We start from the raw sequence: 15,970 nt of genomic DNA on the forward strand, positions 1-15,970 counted from the left end.
ACGGCGGCGCTAGCCGAACGGGCGCACGCCGATCAGCGGGCCGTGCAGCCAGAAGCCGAACACGGCCCAGGCGATGACGCCGACCACCAGCGTCAAGCCGCTGCGCGCTGCGCTGCCGGCCGGGTAGCGGGTGCCGGCGGCCCGGTCGCGCGCACGCGCGCTGCGGAAGCACAGCACCGCCCACGCGAGGAAGCCGCCGAACAGCAGCAGGTCGGCCAGCGTGTTGTTGGCCAGCAGGTGGGCCAAGGCCCAGGTCTTGACGCCCAGCAGCATCGGGTGGCCCAGGCGCGCCTTGAGGCCGTTGCCCGGCACGTAGGCCGCCGTCAGCAGCACGAAGGACGGCAGCATCAGCAGCGCCGCGAGGTGGCGGGTCCAGGTCGGGCTGGCCCACAGCACCACCGGCTGCTGGCGCGCCAGGCCGTAGCCCCACACCACCAGCCCGAAGCCGAGCACCGACACCAGCGTGTACAGGCCCTTCCAGGCCTTTTCGCCGCGCGCGGCGATGAAGCCTGTGCGCGTGCCCTCGGCGACGATGCGCGCCGAATGCATGCCCAGGAACAGCAGCAGACCCAGCACCAGCACCGTCATCTTCGCCTCCGGTTCAAACGCGGGGGAATGGCCGCGTCAAAAGAATGTCATCACTTCTTGGCCGTGCTGCGCAGGTGGATGGACCACAGCCTGGCCAGGTCGGCCGTGCCATCGCTGCCCTGCACCGCGGCAAAGGTCTTCAGCGCATCGTCGTTGCGGCCCAGGCGCGCCTGCAGCATGCCCTGGTGCAGCAGCGCCTCGTTCGGCTGGCGCAGGCCGCCCTTGGCAATCGCCGCTTCCAGCAGCCCCAGTGCGCGCTCGTTGGCGCCGGTGGCGGCGATGGCCATCGCCAGGTTCGCCGCGACATTGCCGTCCTTGCCGTTGCGGGCGGCGGCCTCGTTCTCGTTCAGGCCCTTCTGGTCGGCGGCCGCGGCCTTGGTGGCCTGGTCGCGCAGCCGCTGGTGGGCCGCCGCCTGGGCACCCTTGCCGAACAGGCCGGCGGCATAGCCCTCGTCCATCAGCTTCTGGGCCTCGGCCGGCAGGCCGGCCTGCATCGCACGCAGCGCCATGTCGGCCTGCTCGTCGGTTTCCAGCGCCAGCCCCACGGCGCGCTGCAGGCGGTACAGGTCCAGGCGCAGGCGCTCCTCGGCGAAGCCGGGCCGGCGCGCGGTGCGCGAGATCAGCTCGGACCAGTAGTCCAGCGAGGTGTAGTAACGCGTCAGCTTCTCCAGCACGCCGTTGTAGGCCGGCTGGTCGTTGAGCTTGTTGTAGCTGATGGCCATGACCTTGAGCATCAGCTCCGAAGGCGCGCGGCCCGCGGCCTCGTCGGCCTCGACGGCCGACCGCGCCTCCTGCAGCGCCGCGGCATGCTCGTTGCGGTCCACCAGCAGCGCGGCATAACGGCGGCGCAGCGCGGGGTCGTTGCCGCCGAGCTCGCGGTAGGCCTTCAGCAGGCGCAGCGAACGCGCGGGGTCGTTGTTGGCCTCCAGCGCCAGCTTGGCCGCGACCTCGGTGATCGGCAGCTTGTCGGCCTGCGGCATGTGCGGCGAGCCGAGCACGGTCTCGAAGGTGTTCAGCGCCAGCGCACGATCGCCGGCCTTGAACGCGGCGACGGCCTTGATGCGCTGGATGTTGTAGGTCTCGAAGGGCGTCAGCGCCGGCACCGCCTCGGCCTCGGTCACGCTGACCAGCGCGGCCTTGCCGGCGGCCTCGTCGCTGCCCTTGAGCGATTCCTGCGCGGCCAGCAGCGGCTTGATCACCTCGTTGCGCATCGTCGGGCCGGCCGGGGCACTGGCCGCGCTGGCGGGCGCTGCCGGCTGCTGTGCCGGGGCCGGCAGGGCGGCCGCGACGAGCCACCAAGCCAGCAGGGAGGGAACGATCACCGGGCGGCGCCGGGCGGTCAGGGGCGTGAACATGCTGAAGACATCCCAGGGGCCGGGCCCCCAAAAACACAAGGGCGAGAGTGTAGGGCGGCGGCCGATGAGAAGAGCTGGCCCTGCGAAGCTTCAGCGGGTACCGGCGCGGTACCAGCGCGTCAGCGCCGCCTGCTCCAGCGCCGGATGGGCCGCCGCGTCGGGCAGCCAGCGGGCGCAGCTGGCCGCCGCGCGCGCGGCGAAGTCCAGCCAGGCCAGGTGCCGCCGCAGCACGCGCTGCTGGCGGTGCTCGATCAGCGGGTTGAACAGCCCGCGGCGCGAGAACAGCTGGCGCGGGTTCTTCTTGACCCACAGCCACGAGCCCATCTCCAGCGTCAGCGGCAGGAACACCTGCCCGGGCGCGGCCTGCAGCAGCAGGTGGTCCCACAGGTCGCCATGGGTGCGGTAGTGCCGGCTCTGCGGCTCCAGCACGTAGGGGTGATGCGGCAGCGACTGGTCGAGGATCGTGCCGAAGGCCTGCAGCACGGCCAGCTGCGGCATCGGCCGCGCGGTGTGGGCGAACGGGAACCACAGCCGGTCCCTCAGGCCAAAGCCCGAGTGGCAATCCACCGCCAGGCTGAACGGGCGCGGCAGCAGCTCGCGCTGCACCGCGGCGCACAGCGCCTGGGCCTCGGGCTGCATCGGCGCGCCGGCCGGGCCGCGGTACCAGGGCAGGCCGGGGCCCAGCCGGTGGCCACCCAGCAGCCAGGGCACCGCATCGTCGCTGTCGACCGGCGCATTGCGCATCAGGTCCACGCCCTGCGGATTGGCACGCGTGCCGCGGCGCAGGCCGCCCGGGTTGACCAGCGGCATCAGCACGATGCGCTGGGTGTCGAGCTGGTGATGCAGCGTGGCGTCCCAGCGCAGGCGCATCACCAGGCTGCGCAGCCAGGCGATCACGACCTCGGCGCCGATGCGCTCCAGCCCGTGCACGCCGCCGAACACGCCGAAGCCCGGCAGCGCCGGATCCGGGTTGCCCAGGCTCAGCAGCCACACCGGCAGGCGCTCGCCGTCGTCGAGCCGCACCTCGCAGGCCTGCTCCACCTGCAGCGCCGGGCCGGCCTGGTCGATCAGGCGCTGCAGCTCATCGAGCTCCGGCAGCGGCAGGGGGGATGCGGGGGCGGCGGGCGGCGACACGGGCGGAGCCAGACCCTAGCAGCGCGGTGTGACAGGCGCGCGGCGGAATGGGCGCATCATCAGCGCTTCGCCGCTGCCGGCGCCAGCACCGCCTTCCCATGCTCGACACCATCGAACTCTGCCCCGCCGCCGCTCCGGTGGCCAGCATCATCGTGCTGCACGGCCTGGGCGCCGACGGCAGCGATTTCCTGCCGATGGCCGACGAGATCGACCTCTCGCCGATCGGCCCGGTGCGCTACGTGCTGCCGCGCGCACCGGTGCGGCCGGTGACGATCAACGGTGGCTACCGCATGCGCGCCTGGTACGACATCCTGGGCAACGACCTGGCGCGGCGCGAGGACGAGGCCGGCCTGCGACAGTCGATGCGCGAGGTGCAGACGCTGATCCAGCGCGAAGTGGCGCGCGGCATCCCGGCGCAGCGCATCGTGCTGGCCGGCTTCTCGCAGGGCTGCGCGATCACGCTGCTCGCCGGCCTGCGCCATGCCGAGCGGCTGGCCGGGCTGGCGGGGCTGTCCGGCTACCTGCCGCTGCCCGAGACCACCGCGGCCGAGGCGCATGCGACCAACCGCAGCGTGCCCATCTTCCTGGCGCATGGCCGCAACGACGGCGTGGTGCCGCTGGCACGCGGCGCCGCGGCCCGCGATGCGCTGCAGGCGCTGGGCTACGCGGTCGAATGGCACGAGTACCCGATGGAGCATTCGGTCTGCATCGAGGAGATCCATGCGCTGCAGCACTGGCTGCTGCAGGCGCTGGCCTGAACCCGTCCGGCACCGGCGGCTGACACGCCGCTGTCACGCACCGGCCCTAGCGTGCAGGCCTTCGCATCGACGACGAGGGCCCCCCATGAGCACCGCGCTGGCCGCCACCCGCCATGGCCTGCTGCTGGCCGGCACCTGGCTGATCGGCCTGCGCGAATGGCTGGCGCTGAGCCTGGCGCGGCGCCACGACCGGCGCCGCCTGCCGCACTGAGCGGCTCGGAGCCGACCTAGTCGCGCCAGTCCGCGGCCTGCAGCGCGGCGGTGATGCTGCGCGCGCCCGCCACCAGGCGCGGCCCCAGGTCCTGGTGCAGGAAATCGCCGCGCAGGCGGGCCGAGGGGCCGCCGATGGTCAGCGCCATCGGCTCGCGGCCGTCGCCGGTGTCCACCGGCACGCCCACCGCGCTGATCTCGGGCTCCCATTCGGTCTCGCTGGTCACGAAGCCCACGCGGCCGAACTGCGACAGCGCCCGCGCCAGGCCCTGCTCCTGCGCGCGCCAGGCCGGCCCGGCCTCGGCGGCCAGGCGCTGCGCCAGGTGATCGCGCTCGGCCGGCTGCAGCCCGCACCACAGGGCACGGCCCATCGCGGTGCTGGCCAGCGGCAGGCGGGTGCCGACGTCCAGCCCCAGCGTCAGGCGCGCGCCGCTGCGGCAATGGGCCACGTAGATCATCGTCAGCTCGCGGCGCACACCCAGCGACACCGCCGCCTGCGCATGGTCGGCCAGCGCCTGCATCATCGGCCGCGCCACGCGGCCGATGTCGAACTGCGAGAGCATCGCGAAGCCCAGCGCCAGCACCGCCGGCGCCAGCGCGTATTCGCCGGTGGCTTCGCGGTGCTTCAGGTAGCCCAGCGCCTGCAGCGTGAAGGTCAGGCGCGAGACGGTGGACGCCGGCAGCCGCGTGCGGCGGGCGATCTCCTGGTGCGCCAGCCAGCGGTCCTGCGGGCGGAAGCAGCGCAGCACCTCGAGCCCCCGCGCCAGTGCGGTGACGAAGCGCCGGTCGTCGGCAGCCGCGGCCGCATCGGCCGCATCGGCGTTCTCGCGTCGGCGCCCCACGAAATCCCTTTCTTGCCAGTGCCCACCGCGCGGCAGTATCGTCGCCCGCGCAGCATAGCGTCGCGCACCCGGCCGGCTGCCGCGCGGCGCCTGACCTTCGCCTGCATCGGAGACCGCATGCCAACGCTCAATGTCAATGGCCAGAACCGCCCTCACGACGCCGAGCCCGAGACCCCGTTGCTGTGGGTGCTGCGCGAGCAGCTCGGGCTGACCGGCACCAAGTACGGCTGCGGCATCGCGGCCTGCGGTGCCTGCACCGTGCACATCGATGGCGTGCCCACGCGGTCGTGCGTGCGACCGGTCGCCACCGTCGAACCCCAAGCCAAGGTCGTCACGATCGAAGGGCTCTCGCCCGACAGCACGCACCCGCTCCAGAAGGCCTGGGCCCAGCTCGACGTGCCGCAATGCGGCTTCTGCCAGAGCGGCATGCTGATGGCCGCGGCCGCGCTGCTGAAGGCCAAGCCCCATCCCACCGACCAGGACATCGACGAGCACATCACCAACATCTGCCGCTGCGGCACCTACAACCGGGTGCGGGCGGCGATCAAGCTGGCCGCCGCCGGTGGCGCGAAAGGCGGTGCCGCATGAATGCGCCCACGCTCAGCCGTCGCGGCTTCGTCGCCGCCACCTCCGCCAGCGCCGGCGGCCTGATGCTCGGCTTCCATGTCCCGGCCGTGCCGCAGCCGGCCGACAACCCCGAGCTCAATGCCTGGGTGGTGGTGCAGCCCGACGACACGATCGTGATCCGCATCGCGCGCAGCGAGATGGGCCAGGGCACGCTGACCGGCCTGGCCCAGCTGGTGGCCGAGGAGCTGGAGGCCGACTGGTCCAAGGTGCGCACCGAGTACCCGACACCCGGCCAGAACCTGGCGCGCAACCGTGCCTGGGGCAACTTCTCCACCGGCGGCAGCCGCGGCGTGCGCGAATCGCACGAGTACGTGCGCAAGGGCGGCGCCGCCGCCCGCATGATGCTGGTGCAGGCCGCCGCCGATGCGTGGAAAGTGCCGGTGGCCGAGTGCCATGCCGCAACGAGCACGATCACCCACCTACCCAGCAAAAGGCGCGTCCGCTACGGGCAGGTGGCCGCGGCCGCGGCGAAGCTGGCGCCGCCAGCCGACATCCCGCTGAAGGACCCGAAGACCTGGACCCTGGCCGGCAAGCCGGTCAAGCGCCTGGACACCGCCGACAAGCTCAACGGCCGCCAGGTCTACGGCATGGACTTCACGCTGCCGGGCATGCTGAACGCCGCGATCCGCGACTGCCCGGTGGTCGGCGGCAAGCTGAAGTCCTTCGACGCCGCGGCCATCACGTCCAAGCCCGGCATCAAGCAGGTCGTGCGCGTCGGCGACAGCGCGGTGGCCGTGGTGGCCGATACCTGGTGGCGCGCCAAGAGCGCGCTCGACGCCTTGCCAATCGAGTGGGACGAAGGCCCGCACGCCAAGCTCTCCAGCGCCGACGTCGCCGCGATGCTGAAGGCCGGGCTCGACGCGCCCGAGGCCATCGTTGGCAACCAGGTGGGCAATGCGAAGGACGCGCTGGCCAGTGCCGCGCGCCGGATCGAGGCGGTGTACAGCTACCCGCACCAGAACCACGCGACGATGGAGGTGATGAACGCCACCGCCAAGATCACGGTGTCTGCGACGGGGACCCCCGAGCGCTGCGAGGTCTGGACCCCGACGCAGAACGGCGAGGCCGCGTTCGCCGCCGCGGTCGAAGCCTCGGGCCTGCCGCCGACCAAGTGCGAGGTCTACAAGATCCACCTCGGCGGCGGCTTCGGCCGGCGCGGTGCCACCGACTGGGTGCGCCAGGCGGTCGAGATCGCGAAGGCGATGCCGGGCACGCCGGTCAAGCTGATCTGGACCCGCGAAGAAGACATGCTGCATGGCTTCTACCACCCGGTCACGATGTGCAAACTGCAGGCCGGCCTCGACGAGAAAGGCCAGCTCACCGCGCTGCAGATGCGCCTCTCGGGCCAGTCCATCGTCGCCGGCCTGTTCCCGCAGAACATGCGTGACGGCCGCGACCCGGTGGTGTTCCAGGGCCTCAACGCCGGCGGCGCCGAGGGCGCCTTCGGCTATGCGGTGCCGAACCTCTCGATCGAGCACGCGATGCGCAATCCGCCGGTGCGGCCCGGCTTCTGGCGCGGCGTGAACCTGAACCACAACGCGATCTACCTCGAATGCTTCATCGACGAGATCGCGCATGCCACGCAACAGGACCCGCTGGCGCTGCGTCGCCAGCTGCTGGCCCACTCGCCCAAGCACCTGGCGGTGCTGAACGCGGTGGCCGAGCGCGCCGGCTACGGCAAGCCGGCCGCGCCGGTCAAGGGCCTGGCGGTGCATCGCGGGCTGGCGCAGATCATGGGCTTCGGCAGCTATGTCGCGGCCTGTGCCGAGGTCTCGGTCACATCGGCCGGTGAGCTGATCGTCCACCGCATCGTCGCCGCCACCGACTCGGGCCACGCGGTCAACCCACAGCAGATCGAGGCCCAGGTCGAAGGCTCCTTCGCCTACGGCCTGTCGGCCGCGCTGTACGGCGAATGCACCTTGAAGGACGGCCGTTTCCAGCAGGCCAACTTCGACACCTACCCGGCGTTGCTGATGGCGCAGATGCCGAAGGTGGAAACCATCGTGATGCCCTCCGGCGGCTTCTGGGGCGGCGTCGGCGAACCGACCATCGCGGTCGCCGCGCCCGCGGTGCTGAACGCGATCTTCGCGGCCACCGGGCAACGCATCCGCGAGCTGCCGCTGAAGAACCATTCGCTCAAACGTGCGTGAGCTCGCGCTGCCCTTGATCACGACCCTGCTGGCAGCCTCGGCGGCAGCGGCTGATGGCGGCGACGCCGCGCGCGGCATGGCCATCGTCAACAGCCGCAGCCAGGGCCTGTGCCTGCTGTGCCACCGCGGGCCCGGTGTGCCGGCGCACCTGCAGGGCACCCTCGCACCGGACCTGGCCGGCATCGGCAGCCGCTACAGCGCCGACGAACTGCGCCAGCATGTGCGCGAGCCGCAGCGCTTCAACCCCGACACCATCATGCCGGCCTACGCCGGCCGCGACGGCCTGCAGCGCGTGGCCCCGGCCTGGCGCGGCAAGCCGCTGCTCGACGATGCGCAGATCGAGGATGTGGTGGCGTATCTGCAGACACTGCGATGAACACGCCCTGGCTGCACCGCCGCTCGCTGCTCGCCGCTGCCGCGCTGGCGCTGGCCGTCCGCCCCGCGCAGGCCATGTCGCCGGTGCTGCAAGCGGCCGTGCGCGACTGGGCCGGTGATCCACTGCCGACTGAAGGCCGCATCACGCTGGACATTGCGCCGCTGGTCGAGAACGGCAATGCGGTGCCGCTGCGCATCACGGTCGACTCGCCGATGACCGCCGAATCGCATGTGCAGGAGATCGTGATCTTCAACGAACGCAACCCGCAGCGCGATGTCGGCCGCTTCCAGCTCTCGCCGGCCAACGGCCGCGCCGAGGTGGCCACGCGCATCCGCCTGGCCACCTCGCAGCAGCTGGTGGCGTTGGCGCGCTGCAGCGACGGCAGCCTGTGGTCGCACACGGTCGACGTGGTCGTCACGCTGGCCGCGTGCATCGAGGGTTAGCGCCATGGCGGTCCGCGCACTGATCCATCTGCCGCCGAGCCCGAAGCGCGGCGAGCTCATCGAGGTCCGCGCGACGCTGGCGCATCCGATGGAGACCGGCTACCGCCGCGACAGCGACGGTGCCGAGCAGCCGGTCTTCAGCGCCACGCTGTACCCGGCGATCGCCGCGAACCCCTACCTCGCGTTCAGCTGGCGCGTGGCCGGCAGCGGCACGCTGCTGTTCGCCTGGGAAGGCGACAACGGCTTCCGCCACGCCGAGGCGGTGGCCGTGCCGGCGACATGAAACGGCGCGCCCTGCTGGCCGCGGCCCCCGCGCTGCTGGCGCTGCTGGCGCTGCCCGGCCAGGCCGCCGACGACGCCCGCCGCAGCGGCTTCGACGATCTGAGCCCGGCGCTGCAGGCCATGCAGCGCGACGAGACGCAGAACCCCGCGATGCTGGGGGTGCGCGACGGCGAAGCCCTGTGGAACCGCAGCGCGCCCACCGGCAAGGCCTGCGCCGAGTGCCATGCCGACGGGCTGGCCGGCATCGCCGCGCGCTACCCGCGCTTCGACACCCGCATGCAGCGGCCGCTCACTTTGGCCGCCAGCATCGACCGCTGCCGCGTGCAGCGCCAGGGCGCCGCGGCGCAGCCGCCGGATGGCGACGAGGTGCTGCCGCTCACCGCCTGGCTGCACTGGCAATCGCGCGGCCGGCCGATCGTGCCCGACGCCGACCCGGGCCTGGCCGCCTGGCGCGCGCGCGGCCAGGCGCTGTGGCGGCTGCGCCTGGGCCAGCTGAACCTGGCCTGCACCCACTGCCATGACCAGCGCGCCGGCCAGCGCCTGGGCGGCGCGCTGATCCCGCAGGCCCACCCGACCGGCGTGCCGACCTACCGGCTGGAATGGCAGGGCCTGGGCTCGCTGCAGCGCCGCTTGCGCAGTTGCCTGGTCGGCGTGCGGGCCGAGCCCTTCGCGCCCGCGTCGGACGAAGCGCTGGCGCTGGAGACCTACCTGGTGCAGCGCGCCGCCGGCATGGCGCTGGAAGGCGCGGCGATCCGGCCCTGAGCACAGGGCCGCCCGGGATCAGGCGCGAAAGCGCCAAGTCCGTGCGGCCGGCCGGTACGCGCTCACGCCGCTGGTGCATCGATGTCGGCCTCTCGGCCGAAAGACGGCCGAAAGGCGCCCGAAAGGCGCCCGAAACGCCGGGCCCGGTTCTTGCTGACCTCCTGCTCGTGATCGCTGCCCGCCCGGCGCAGCGCTCCAGTTCTCAGGCACTCCGCTGACGCTGGCGGAGTGGTCGGGTTGCTTGCTCCCGCACCGGCACCGGTCCCCTCGGTCGCGCGCCCTTCAGTCCCCCTTGTCTCAACCCGCTCGCTGCCTGGCCGCGTCATGGCCGCGCGCCCTTCGCTCACAGAGATTGCGCATGCACATCGTCCTCGTCGGCCACGGCATGGTGGGCCACAAATTCCTCGAAAGCCTCGTCGAAACCGACGCGCGGCCCGAGCGCATCACCGTGCTGTGCGAGGAGCCGCGCCCGGCCTACGACCGCGTGCACCTGTCCGACTTCTTCTCGGGCCGCACAGCCGAAGACCTGTCGCTGGTGGCGCCGGGCTTCTTCGAGCGCACCGGCATCACCCTGCGCCTGGGCACGCGCGCGGCCAAGATCGAGCGCCGCGACAACACCGTCACCACCGCCGACGGCGAAGTGCTGCCCTACGACAAGCTGGTGCTGGCCACCGGCTCGGTGCCCTTCGTGCCGCCGGTGCCGGGCCGTGAGCGGCCGCACTGCTTCGTCTACCGCACCATCGAGGATCTCGAGGCGATGAAGGCCTCGGGCGCACGCTCGAAGTCGGGCGTGGTCGTCGGCGGCGGGCTGCTGGGCCTGGAATGCGCGAAGGCGCTGCGCGACATGGGGCTGGACACGCACGTCGTCGAGTTCGCGCCGCGGCTGATGGCGGTGCAGGTCGACGAAGGCGGCGGCAAGGTGCTGCGCAGCAAGATCGAGGCGCTGGGCGTGCACGTGCACACCAGCCGCCACACGGTGCAGATCACCGACGGCGCCACGGCGCGCCACCGCATGGTGTTCGAGGACGGCACCTGGCTCGAGACCGACATGATCGTGTTCTCCGCCGGCATCCGCCCGCGCGACGAGCTGGCGCGCCAGTCGGTCCTGGCGGTCGGCCCCCGCGGCGGCGTGGTGATCGACAGCCAGTGCCGCAGCAGCGACCCCGACATCTACGCGATCGGCGAATGCGCCAGCTGGAACGAGCAGGTCTACGGCCTGGTCGCGCCGGGCTACGACATGGCCCGCGTGGCCGCGCGCCACATCGCCGGCCAGCACGATGCGGCTTTCGTCGGCGCCGACCTGAGCACCAAGCTCAAGCTGATGGGCGTGGACGTCGCGAGCATCGGCGACGCGCAGGGCAAGACGCCCGGCAGCCGCAGCGTGCACTACACCGACGAGCTGCGCCAGACCTACAAGAAGCTGGTCGTCAGTGCCGACGGCCAGCGCCTGCTCGGCGCGGTGCTGGTCGGCGACGCGGCCGAGTACGGCACGCTGCAGCAGATGGCGCTCAACGGCATCGCCTTGCCGGCCGAGCCCGAGTTCCTGATCCTGCCCTCGTCCGACGGCAAGGCCAGGCCGGGCCTGGGCGTCGACGCGCTGCCCGACGCCGCCGCGCTGTGCTCGTGCAACAACGTCACCAAGGGCCAGATCTGCCAGGCCGTGGGCGAGGGCGCCACCACCATCGCCGCGCTCAAGGCCTGCACCAAGGCCGGCAGCACCTGCGGCGGCTGCGTGCCGCTGGTCACGCAGGTGATGAAGGCCGAGATGGCCAAGCGCGGCCTGGCGGTCAACAACCATCTCTGCGAGCACTTCGCGTACTCGCGCCAGGAGCTGTATCACCTGGTGCGCGTGGGCCAGATCAAGCGCTTCGACGATCTGCTCGCCCGGCACGGCCAGGGCCTGGGCTGCGACATCTGCAAGCCCGCGGCGGCCAGCATCTTCGCCTCGTGCTGGAACGAGTTCGTGCTCAAGCCCGAGCTCGCCGCGCTGCAGGACAGCAACGACTACTACCTGGGCAACATCCAGAAGGACGGCAGCTACTCGGTGGTGCCGCGCATGCCCGGCGGCGAGGTCACGCCCGAGGGCCTGATCGCGGTGGGCATGGTCGCGAAGAAGTACGGCCTGTACACCAAGATCACCGGCGGCCAGCGCGTCGACCTGTTCGGCGCGCGGGTCGAGCAGCTGCCCGCCATCTGGGAAGAACTCATCGCCGCCGGCTTCGAGAGCGGCCATGCCTACGGCAAGGCGCTGCGCACCGTGAAGAGCTGCGTCGGCTCCACCTGGTGCCGCTACGGCGTGGGCGATTCGGTGGGCCTGGCGGTCGAACTGGAGAACCGCTACAAGGGCCTGCGCGCGCCGCACAAGATCAAGTTCGGCGTCTCGGGCTGCACCCGCGAATGTGCCGAGGCGCAGGGCAAGGACGTCGGTGTCATCGCCACCGAGAAGGGCTGGAACCTCTACGTGTGCGGCAACGGCGGCATGAAGCCGCGCCATGCCGAGCTGATCGCCAGCGACCTGGACCGCGAACAGCTGGTCCGCCTGATCGACCGCTTCCTGATGTTCTACGTGCGCACCGCCGACCGGCTGCAGCGCACCAGCACCTGGCGCGACAACCTCGAAGGCGGGCTCGACTACCTGAAGGCGGTGCTGATCGACGACAGCCTCGGCCTGGCCGCCGAGCTGGAAGCCCAGATGCAGCACGTGGTGGCCACCTACCAGTGCGAGTGGAAGACCGCCGTGACCAGCCCGGCGGTGCGCCAGCGCTTCCGCAGCTTCGTCAACAGCGACAAGCCCGACGAGCACATCGTCTTCGTGCAGGAACGCGGCCAGATCCGCCCGGCCCGGCCCGAGGAACGCACGGCCGACGCCACCACTGCCTGACTCCCTTCACCCCGAACAGCTGCCGACCATGAGCCCCAACCCACCCACCGTCTTCACCCCCGTCTGCCACGTCGACGACATCGTGCCGGACACCGGCGTCGCCGCGCGCGTGCAGGGCCGCCATGTCGCGGTGTTCCGCGTCGGCGCCGACGATTTCCACGCCATCGACAACGTCGACCCGAAGTGCGGTGCCAGCGTGCTGTCGCGCGGGCTGATCGGCAACCTCGGCGAGCGCATCGTCGTCGCGTCGCCGCTCTACAAGCACCACTTCGACCTGCGCACCGGCGAATGCCTCGAAGCCCCCGAGCACTCGGTGCGCGCCCATGTGGTGCACATCGACAGCGGCCGCGTGCACATCGCGCTGGCCTGAGCCCTGCTTGTCCCCTGCCACCCTGACCACCGCCTCGAAGGAACACCCATGGCCTACGTCGCCCCCGCCGAGTTCGTCACCAAGATGGTCGACGCCGGAGAATCGAAGCTGCTGATGTCCACCCGCGACACGCTGATCCGCGCCTACATGGCCGGTGCCATCCTGGCGCTGGCCGCGGCCTTTGCGGTGTCTGTCAGCGTCAACACCGGCAACCCGCTGGTCGGCGCGCTGCTGTTCCCGGTGGGCTTCTGCCTGCTGTACCTGATGGGCTTCGACCTGCTGACCGGCGTGTTCACGCTGGTGCCACTGGCGGTGTTCGACAAGCGGCCCGGCGCCACCTGGGGCGGCGTGATGCGCAACTGGACGCTGGTGTTCTTCGGCAATTTCGCCGGCGCGCTGACGGTGGCGGTGTTCATGGCCATCATCTTCACCTTCGGCTTCACCGAGGCGCCGAACGCCATCGGCCAGAAGATCGGCAGCATCGGCGAAAGCCGCACCGTCGGCTACGCGGCCCACGGTGTGGCCGGCATGCTGACGCTGTTCGTGCGCGGCGTGATGTGCAACTGGATGGTCTCCACCGGCGTGGTCGCCGCGATGATGTCCACCAGCGTCTCGGGCAAGGTCATCGGCATGTGGATGCCGATCCTGGTGTTCTTCTACATGGGCTTCGAGCATTCCATCGTCAACATGTTCCTGTTCCCCTCGGGCCTGATGCTGGGCGGCAAGTTCACCTTCGTCGACTACCTGCTGTGGAACGAGATCCCCACCGTGATCGGCAACCTGGTCGGCGGCATCACCTTCGTCGGCGCCACGCTGTACTCCACGCACTACAAGACCGCGCCGAAGCGGGCCATCGCCTGAACAATCACGTTCAATGAGCGCGGCCACGCTGCGCCTGTCGATCGGCCAGCACACGTCGGCCGGCCGCCAGGCGCAGAACCAGGACTTCCACGGCGCCGTGGTGCCGGCGGCCGGCCTGCTGCAGCGCAAGGGCGCGGTCGTCGCGCTGGCCGACGGCATCGGCTCCAGCCGCGTCAGCCACATCGCCAGCGCCGCGGCGGTGCATGGCTTCCTCGAGGACTACTACTGCACCTCGGAAGCCTGGACCGTGAAACGCGCCGCGCAGCGCGTGCTGGCCGCCACCAATTCCTGGCTGCATGCGCAGACGCAGCGCGGCGACGGCCGCTTCGACAAGGACCTGGGCTATGTCTGCACCTTCAGCGCGCTGGTGTTCAAGGGCCGCGAGGTGCACCTGCTGCATGTCGGCGACGCCCGCATCTACCGCGTGCATGCCGCGGCGCTGGAGCCGCTGACCGAAGACCACCGCGTACACGTGGGCGGCGGCGAGCTGCTCTTGGGCCGCGCGCTAGGACTCGACGCGCACGTCGAGGTCGACTATGCGCACTGGCCGGCGCAGCCCGGCGAGCTGTACCTGCTGGCCACCGACGGCGCCTATGAGCAGCTCGATGCCGCGGCGGTGAACCAGGCGCTGGCGCAGCACGGCCAAAATCTCGAGGCTGCGGCGCGCGCCTTGGTGGCGCTGGCCGAGGCCCGTGGCAGCGAGGACAACCTCACCGTGCAGCTGGTGCGCGTCGACGCGCTGCCCGAGCCCGATGCCGGCGAGCTGCCGCTGCAACGCGAGGGGCTGCGCCTGCCGGCGCCGCTGAAACCGGGCCAGGTCTTCGAGGGCTACCTGCTGGTGCGCGAGCTGCACGTCAGCGCGCGCAGCCACGTCCACCTGGCGCAGGATGTCGCCAGCGGCGCGCTGGTGGCGCTGAAGACGCCCTCGGTCGACCTGCGCGAGAACGCCGACTACCTCGACCGCTTCGTGCTGGAGGAATGGGTGGCGCGGCGCATCGACAGCCCGCATGTCATCCAGGCCATCGACAGCGGCCGGCCGCGCGAGCACCTGTTCGTCGCGCTCGAGTACGTCGAGGGCCAGACGCTGGCGCAGTGGATGACCGACCACCCGGCGCCGCCGCTGGACACGGTGCGCGGCCTCGTCGAGCAGATCGCGCGCGGCCTGCAGGCCTTCCACCGCAAGGAGATGCTGCACCAGGACCTGCGGCCCGAGAACCTGATGATCGACCGCCACGGCACGGTGAAGATCATCGACTTCGCCGCGGTGCACGTGGCCGGGCTCACCGAAGGCACGCGCGAGTCGCGGCCCGAGGCGCTGCGCGGCGCGCTGCAGCACACCGCACCCGAGTACTTCACGGGTCAGGGCGGCAGCCCGGCGTCCGACCTGTTCTCGCTGGCCGTCATCACCTACCAGCTGCTGTGCGGCCAGCTGCCCTACGGGCTGCAGGTGGTCCGGGTGCGCCAGCCGGCCGACCTGCACCGGCTGCAATACACGCCGCTGCGCACGCACCGGCCCGAGCTGCCGCCCTGGCTGGATGCCGTGCTGCGCAAGGCGCTGCATCCGCAGCCGGCGCGGCGGCAGGAGGCGCTGTCGGAGTTCGTGCACGACCTGCACCACCCCGGCCCGGCCTTCCGCCAACAGCGCGCGCTGCCGCTGGCCGAGCGGCATCCGCTGCTGTTCTGGCGCGCGGCCACCGCCGTGTTCGGGCTGTCCGCGCTGGTGCTGCTGGGCCTGCGGCTGGCCGGTCGTTGAGGCGACCGGTCGTTGGCAGCAAAGGCCGCTGACTTCAGGCGCTAGGCCAGTTCGGCCCCGCGCGCCAGCAGCTTGGCAAAGCCCGCCGCATCGAGGTTGGCGCCGCAGACGACCAGCCCGACGCGCCGGCCCGCCAGCCGCTCGCGCAAGGGGCCGAACAGCGCCGCGGTGGCGGCCGCGCCAGCCGGCTCCACCGCCAGCTTCATGTCGCGGAACAGCCAGTGCAGCGCCTGGCACATCGCGTCGTCGCTGATGCGCACGATCTCGTCGACGAAGCGCCGGCACACGCCGTAGCTGTAGGCCAGCGCGTAGGGCGCGCCCAGGCTGTCGGCAATGGTGTCGACCCGATCGAGCTGCACCACCTGGCCGGCGGCGAAGCTGCGGAACATGGCATCGGCGCCGAAGGGCTCGACGCCATACACCGCGCAGCGCGGGTTGATCTGCTTCACCGCCGCAGCGATGCCGGCCACCAGCCCGCCACCGCCCACCGGCACCACCACCGCGTCGAGCCCCGGCACCTGGTCCATCAGCTCCAGGCCGACGGTGCCGGTGCCCAGCGCCGTCAGCGGCCCGTCGAA

17 protein-coding genes are annotated in these 15,970 nt (G+C 71.7%); 12 read left to right on the forward strand and 5 right to left on the reverse strand.

The features are described 5' to 3' along the window. Positions 1–9: 9 nt before the first annotated feature. The 3 genes from ACILR4_RS15035 to ACILR4_RS15045 form a co-directional block, all read right to left on the reverse strand. On the reverse strand, positions 10–588 hold the full coding sequence (locus ACILR4_RS15035) for an NnrU family protein (protein WP_395701660.1): 579 nt from the start codon (positions 586–588) through the stop codon (positions 10–12). Positions 589–638: 50 nt separating this feature from the next. Beyond that, positions 639–1,943 carry a hypothetical protein gene (locus tag ACILR4_RS15040; RefSeq protein WP_395701661.1) on the reverse strand — a complete coding sequence of 435 codons (1,305 nt, stop codon included), beginning with the start codon at positions 1,941–1,943 and terminating at the stop codon, positions 639–641. 90 nt (positions 1,944–2,033) lie between these two features. Further along, entirely contained in the window at positions 2,034–3,077 is a 1,044-nt protein-coding gene (locus ACILR4_RS15045; RefSeq protein ID WP_395701662.1) for a M14 family zinc carboxypeptidase, read from the reverse strand. Positions 3,078–3,175: 98 nt separating this feature from the next. Between ACILR4_RS15045 and ACILR4_RS15050 the strand changes: the two genes are divergently transcribed. Continuing rightward, positions 3,176–3,835, forward strand: coding sequence for an alpha/beta hydrolase (locus ACILR4_RS15050; protein WP_395701663.1), 660 nt, complete (start codon positions 3,176–3,178; stop codon positions 3,833–3,835). Between the two features lie 85 nt (positions 3,836–3,920). Further along, a complete protein-coding gene (locus tag ACILR4_RS15055) occupies positions 3,921–4,046 on the forward strand; it encodes a hypothetical protein (protein WP_395701664.1) in 126 nt (41 codons plus the stop codon). Positions 4,047–4,062: 16 nt separating this feature from the next. Here ACILR4_RS15055 and ACILR4_RS15060 read toward each other — a convergent pair whose 3' ends face one another. Next, positions 4,063–4,887, reverse strand: a complete 825-nt coding sequence (locus ACILR4_RS15060; protein ID WP_395701665.1) for an IclR family transcriptional regulator — start codon at positions 4,885–4,887, stop codon at positions 4,063–4,065. A 117-nt stretch (positions 4,888–5,004) separates the two neighbouring features. Here ACILR4_RS15060 and ACILR4_RS15065 point away from each other — a divergent pair, with 117 nt between their 5' ends. The 10 genes from ACILR4_RS15065 to ACILR4_RS15110 all read left to right on the forward strand — a co-directional run bounded on the left by ACILR4_RS15065 (position 5,005) and on the right by ACILR4_RS15110 (position 15,392). Beyond that, the gene (locus ACILR4_RS15065; RefSeq protein ID WP_395701666.1) at positions 5,005–5,475 is read left to right on the forward strand and encodes a (2Fe-2S)-binding protein; all 471 of its coding nucleotides are present in this window, start codon (positions 5,005–5,007) and stop codon (positions 5,473–5,475) included. Then, entirely contained in the window at positions 5,472–7,664 is a 2,193-nt protein-coding gene (locus ACILR4_RS15070) for a molybdopterin cofactor-binding domain-containing protein (RefSeq protein WP_395701667.1), read from the forward strand. The genes ACILR4_RS15065 and ACILR4_RS15070 overlap by 4 nt, the downstream gene beginning before the upstream one ends. Positions 7,665–7,677: 13 nt before the next feature. Continuing rightward, on the forward strand, positions 7,678–8,040 hold the full coding sequence (soxX, locus tag ACILR4_RS15075) for a sulfur oxidation c-type cytochrome SoxX (protein ID WP_395701668.1): 363 nt from the start codon (positions 7,678–7,680) through the stop codon (positions 8,038–8,040). After that, complete coding sequence (locus tag ACILR4_RS15080) at positions 8,037–8,483, forward strand: SoxY-related AACIE arm protein (RefSeq protein ID WP_395701669.1); 447 nt, start codon at positions 8,037–8,039, stop codon at positions 8,481–8,483. The genes soxX and ACILR4_RS15080 overlap by 4 nt, the downstream gene beginning before the upstream one ends. A 4-nt stretch (positions 8,484–8,487) precedes the next feature. After that, positions 8,488–8,766, forward strand: a complete 279-nt coding sequence (locus ACILR4_RS15085) for a thiosulfate oxidation carrier complex protein SoxZ (RefSeq protein WP_395701670.1) — start codon at positions 8,488–8,490, stop codon at positions 8,764–8,766. Beyond that, the gene (gene soxA, locus ACILR4_RS15090) at positions 8,763–9,527 is read left to right on the forward strand and encodes a sulfur oxidation c-type cytochrome SoxA (protein ID WP_395701671.1); all 765 of its coding nucleotides are present in this window, start codon (positions 8,763–8,765) and stop codon (positions 9,525–9,527) included. Before ACILR4_RS15085 ends, soxA begins: the two co-directional genes overlap by 4 nt. Positions 9,528–9,885: 358 nt before the next feature. Beyond that, a complete protein-coding gene (gene nirB / locus ACILR4_RS15095) occupies positions 9,886–12,408 on the forward strand; it encodes a nitrite reductase large subunit NirB (protein ID WP_395701672.1) in 2,523 nt (840 codons plus the stop codon). Between the two features lie 28 nt (positions 12,409–12,436). Next, a complete protein-coding gene (gene nirD, locus ACILR4_RS15100; RefSeq protein ID WP_395701673.1) occupies positions 12,437–12,778 on the forward strand; it encodes a nitrite reductase small subunit NirD in 342 nt (113 codons plus the stop codon). 48 nt (positions 12,779–12,826) lie between these two features. Continuing rightward, positions 12,827–13,639: a formate/nitrite transporter family protein gene (locus ACILR4_RS15105; RefSeq protein ID WP_395701674.1), complete on the forward strand. Its 813-nt coding sequence runs from the start codon at positions 12,827–12,829 to the stop codon at positions 13,637–13,639. A gap of 13 nt (positions 13,640–13,652) precedes the next feature. Continuing rightward, positions 13,653–15,392 (forward strand): protein kinase domain-containing protein, encoded by a 1,740-nt coding sequence (locus ACILR4_RS15110; RefSeq protein ID WP_395701675.1) that lies wholly within the window; start codon positions 13,653–13,655, stop codon positions 15,390–15,392. A gap of 41 nt (positions 15,393–15,433) precedes the next feature. On the opposite strand, the gene ACILR4_RS15115 is transcribed toward ACILR4_RS15110, so the two are convergent. After that, on the reverse strand, positions 15,434–15,970 hold a 537-nt coding region (locus ACILR4_RS15115; protein ID WP_395701676.1), incomplete at its 5' end, for a pyridoxal-phosphate dependent enzyme.

Source organism: Aquabacterium sp., assembly GCF_044226965.1.
GTDB lineage: Bacteria > Pseudomonadota > Gammaproteobacteria > Burkholderiales > Burkholderiaceae_C > Pseudaquabacterium.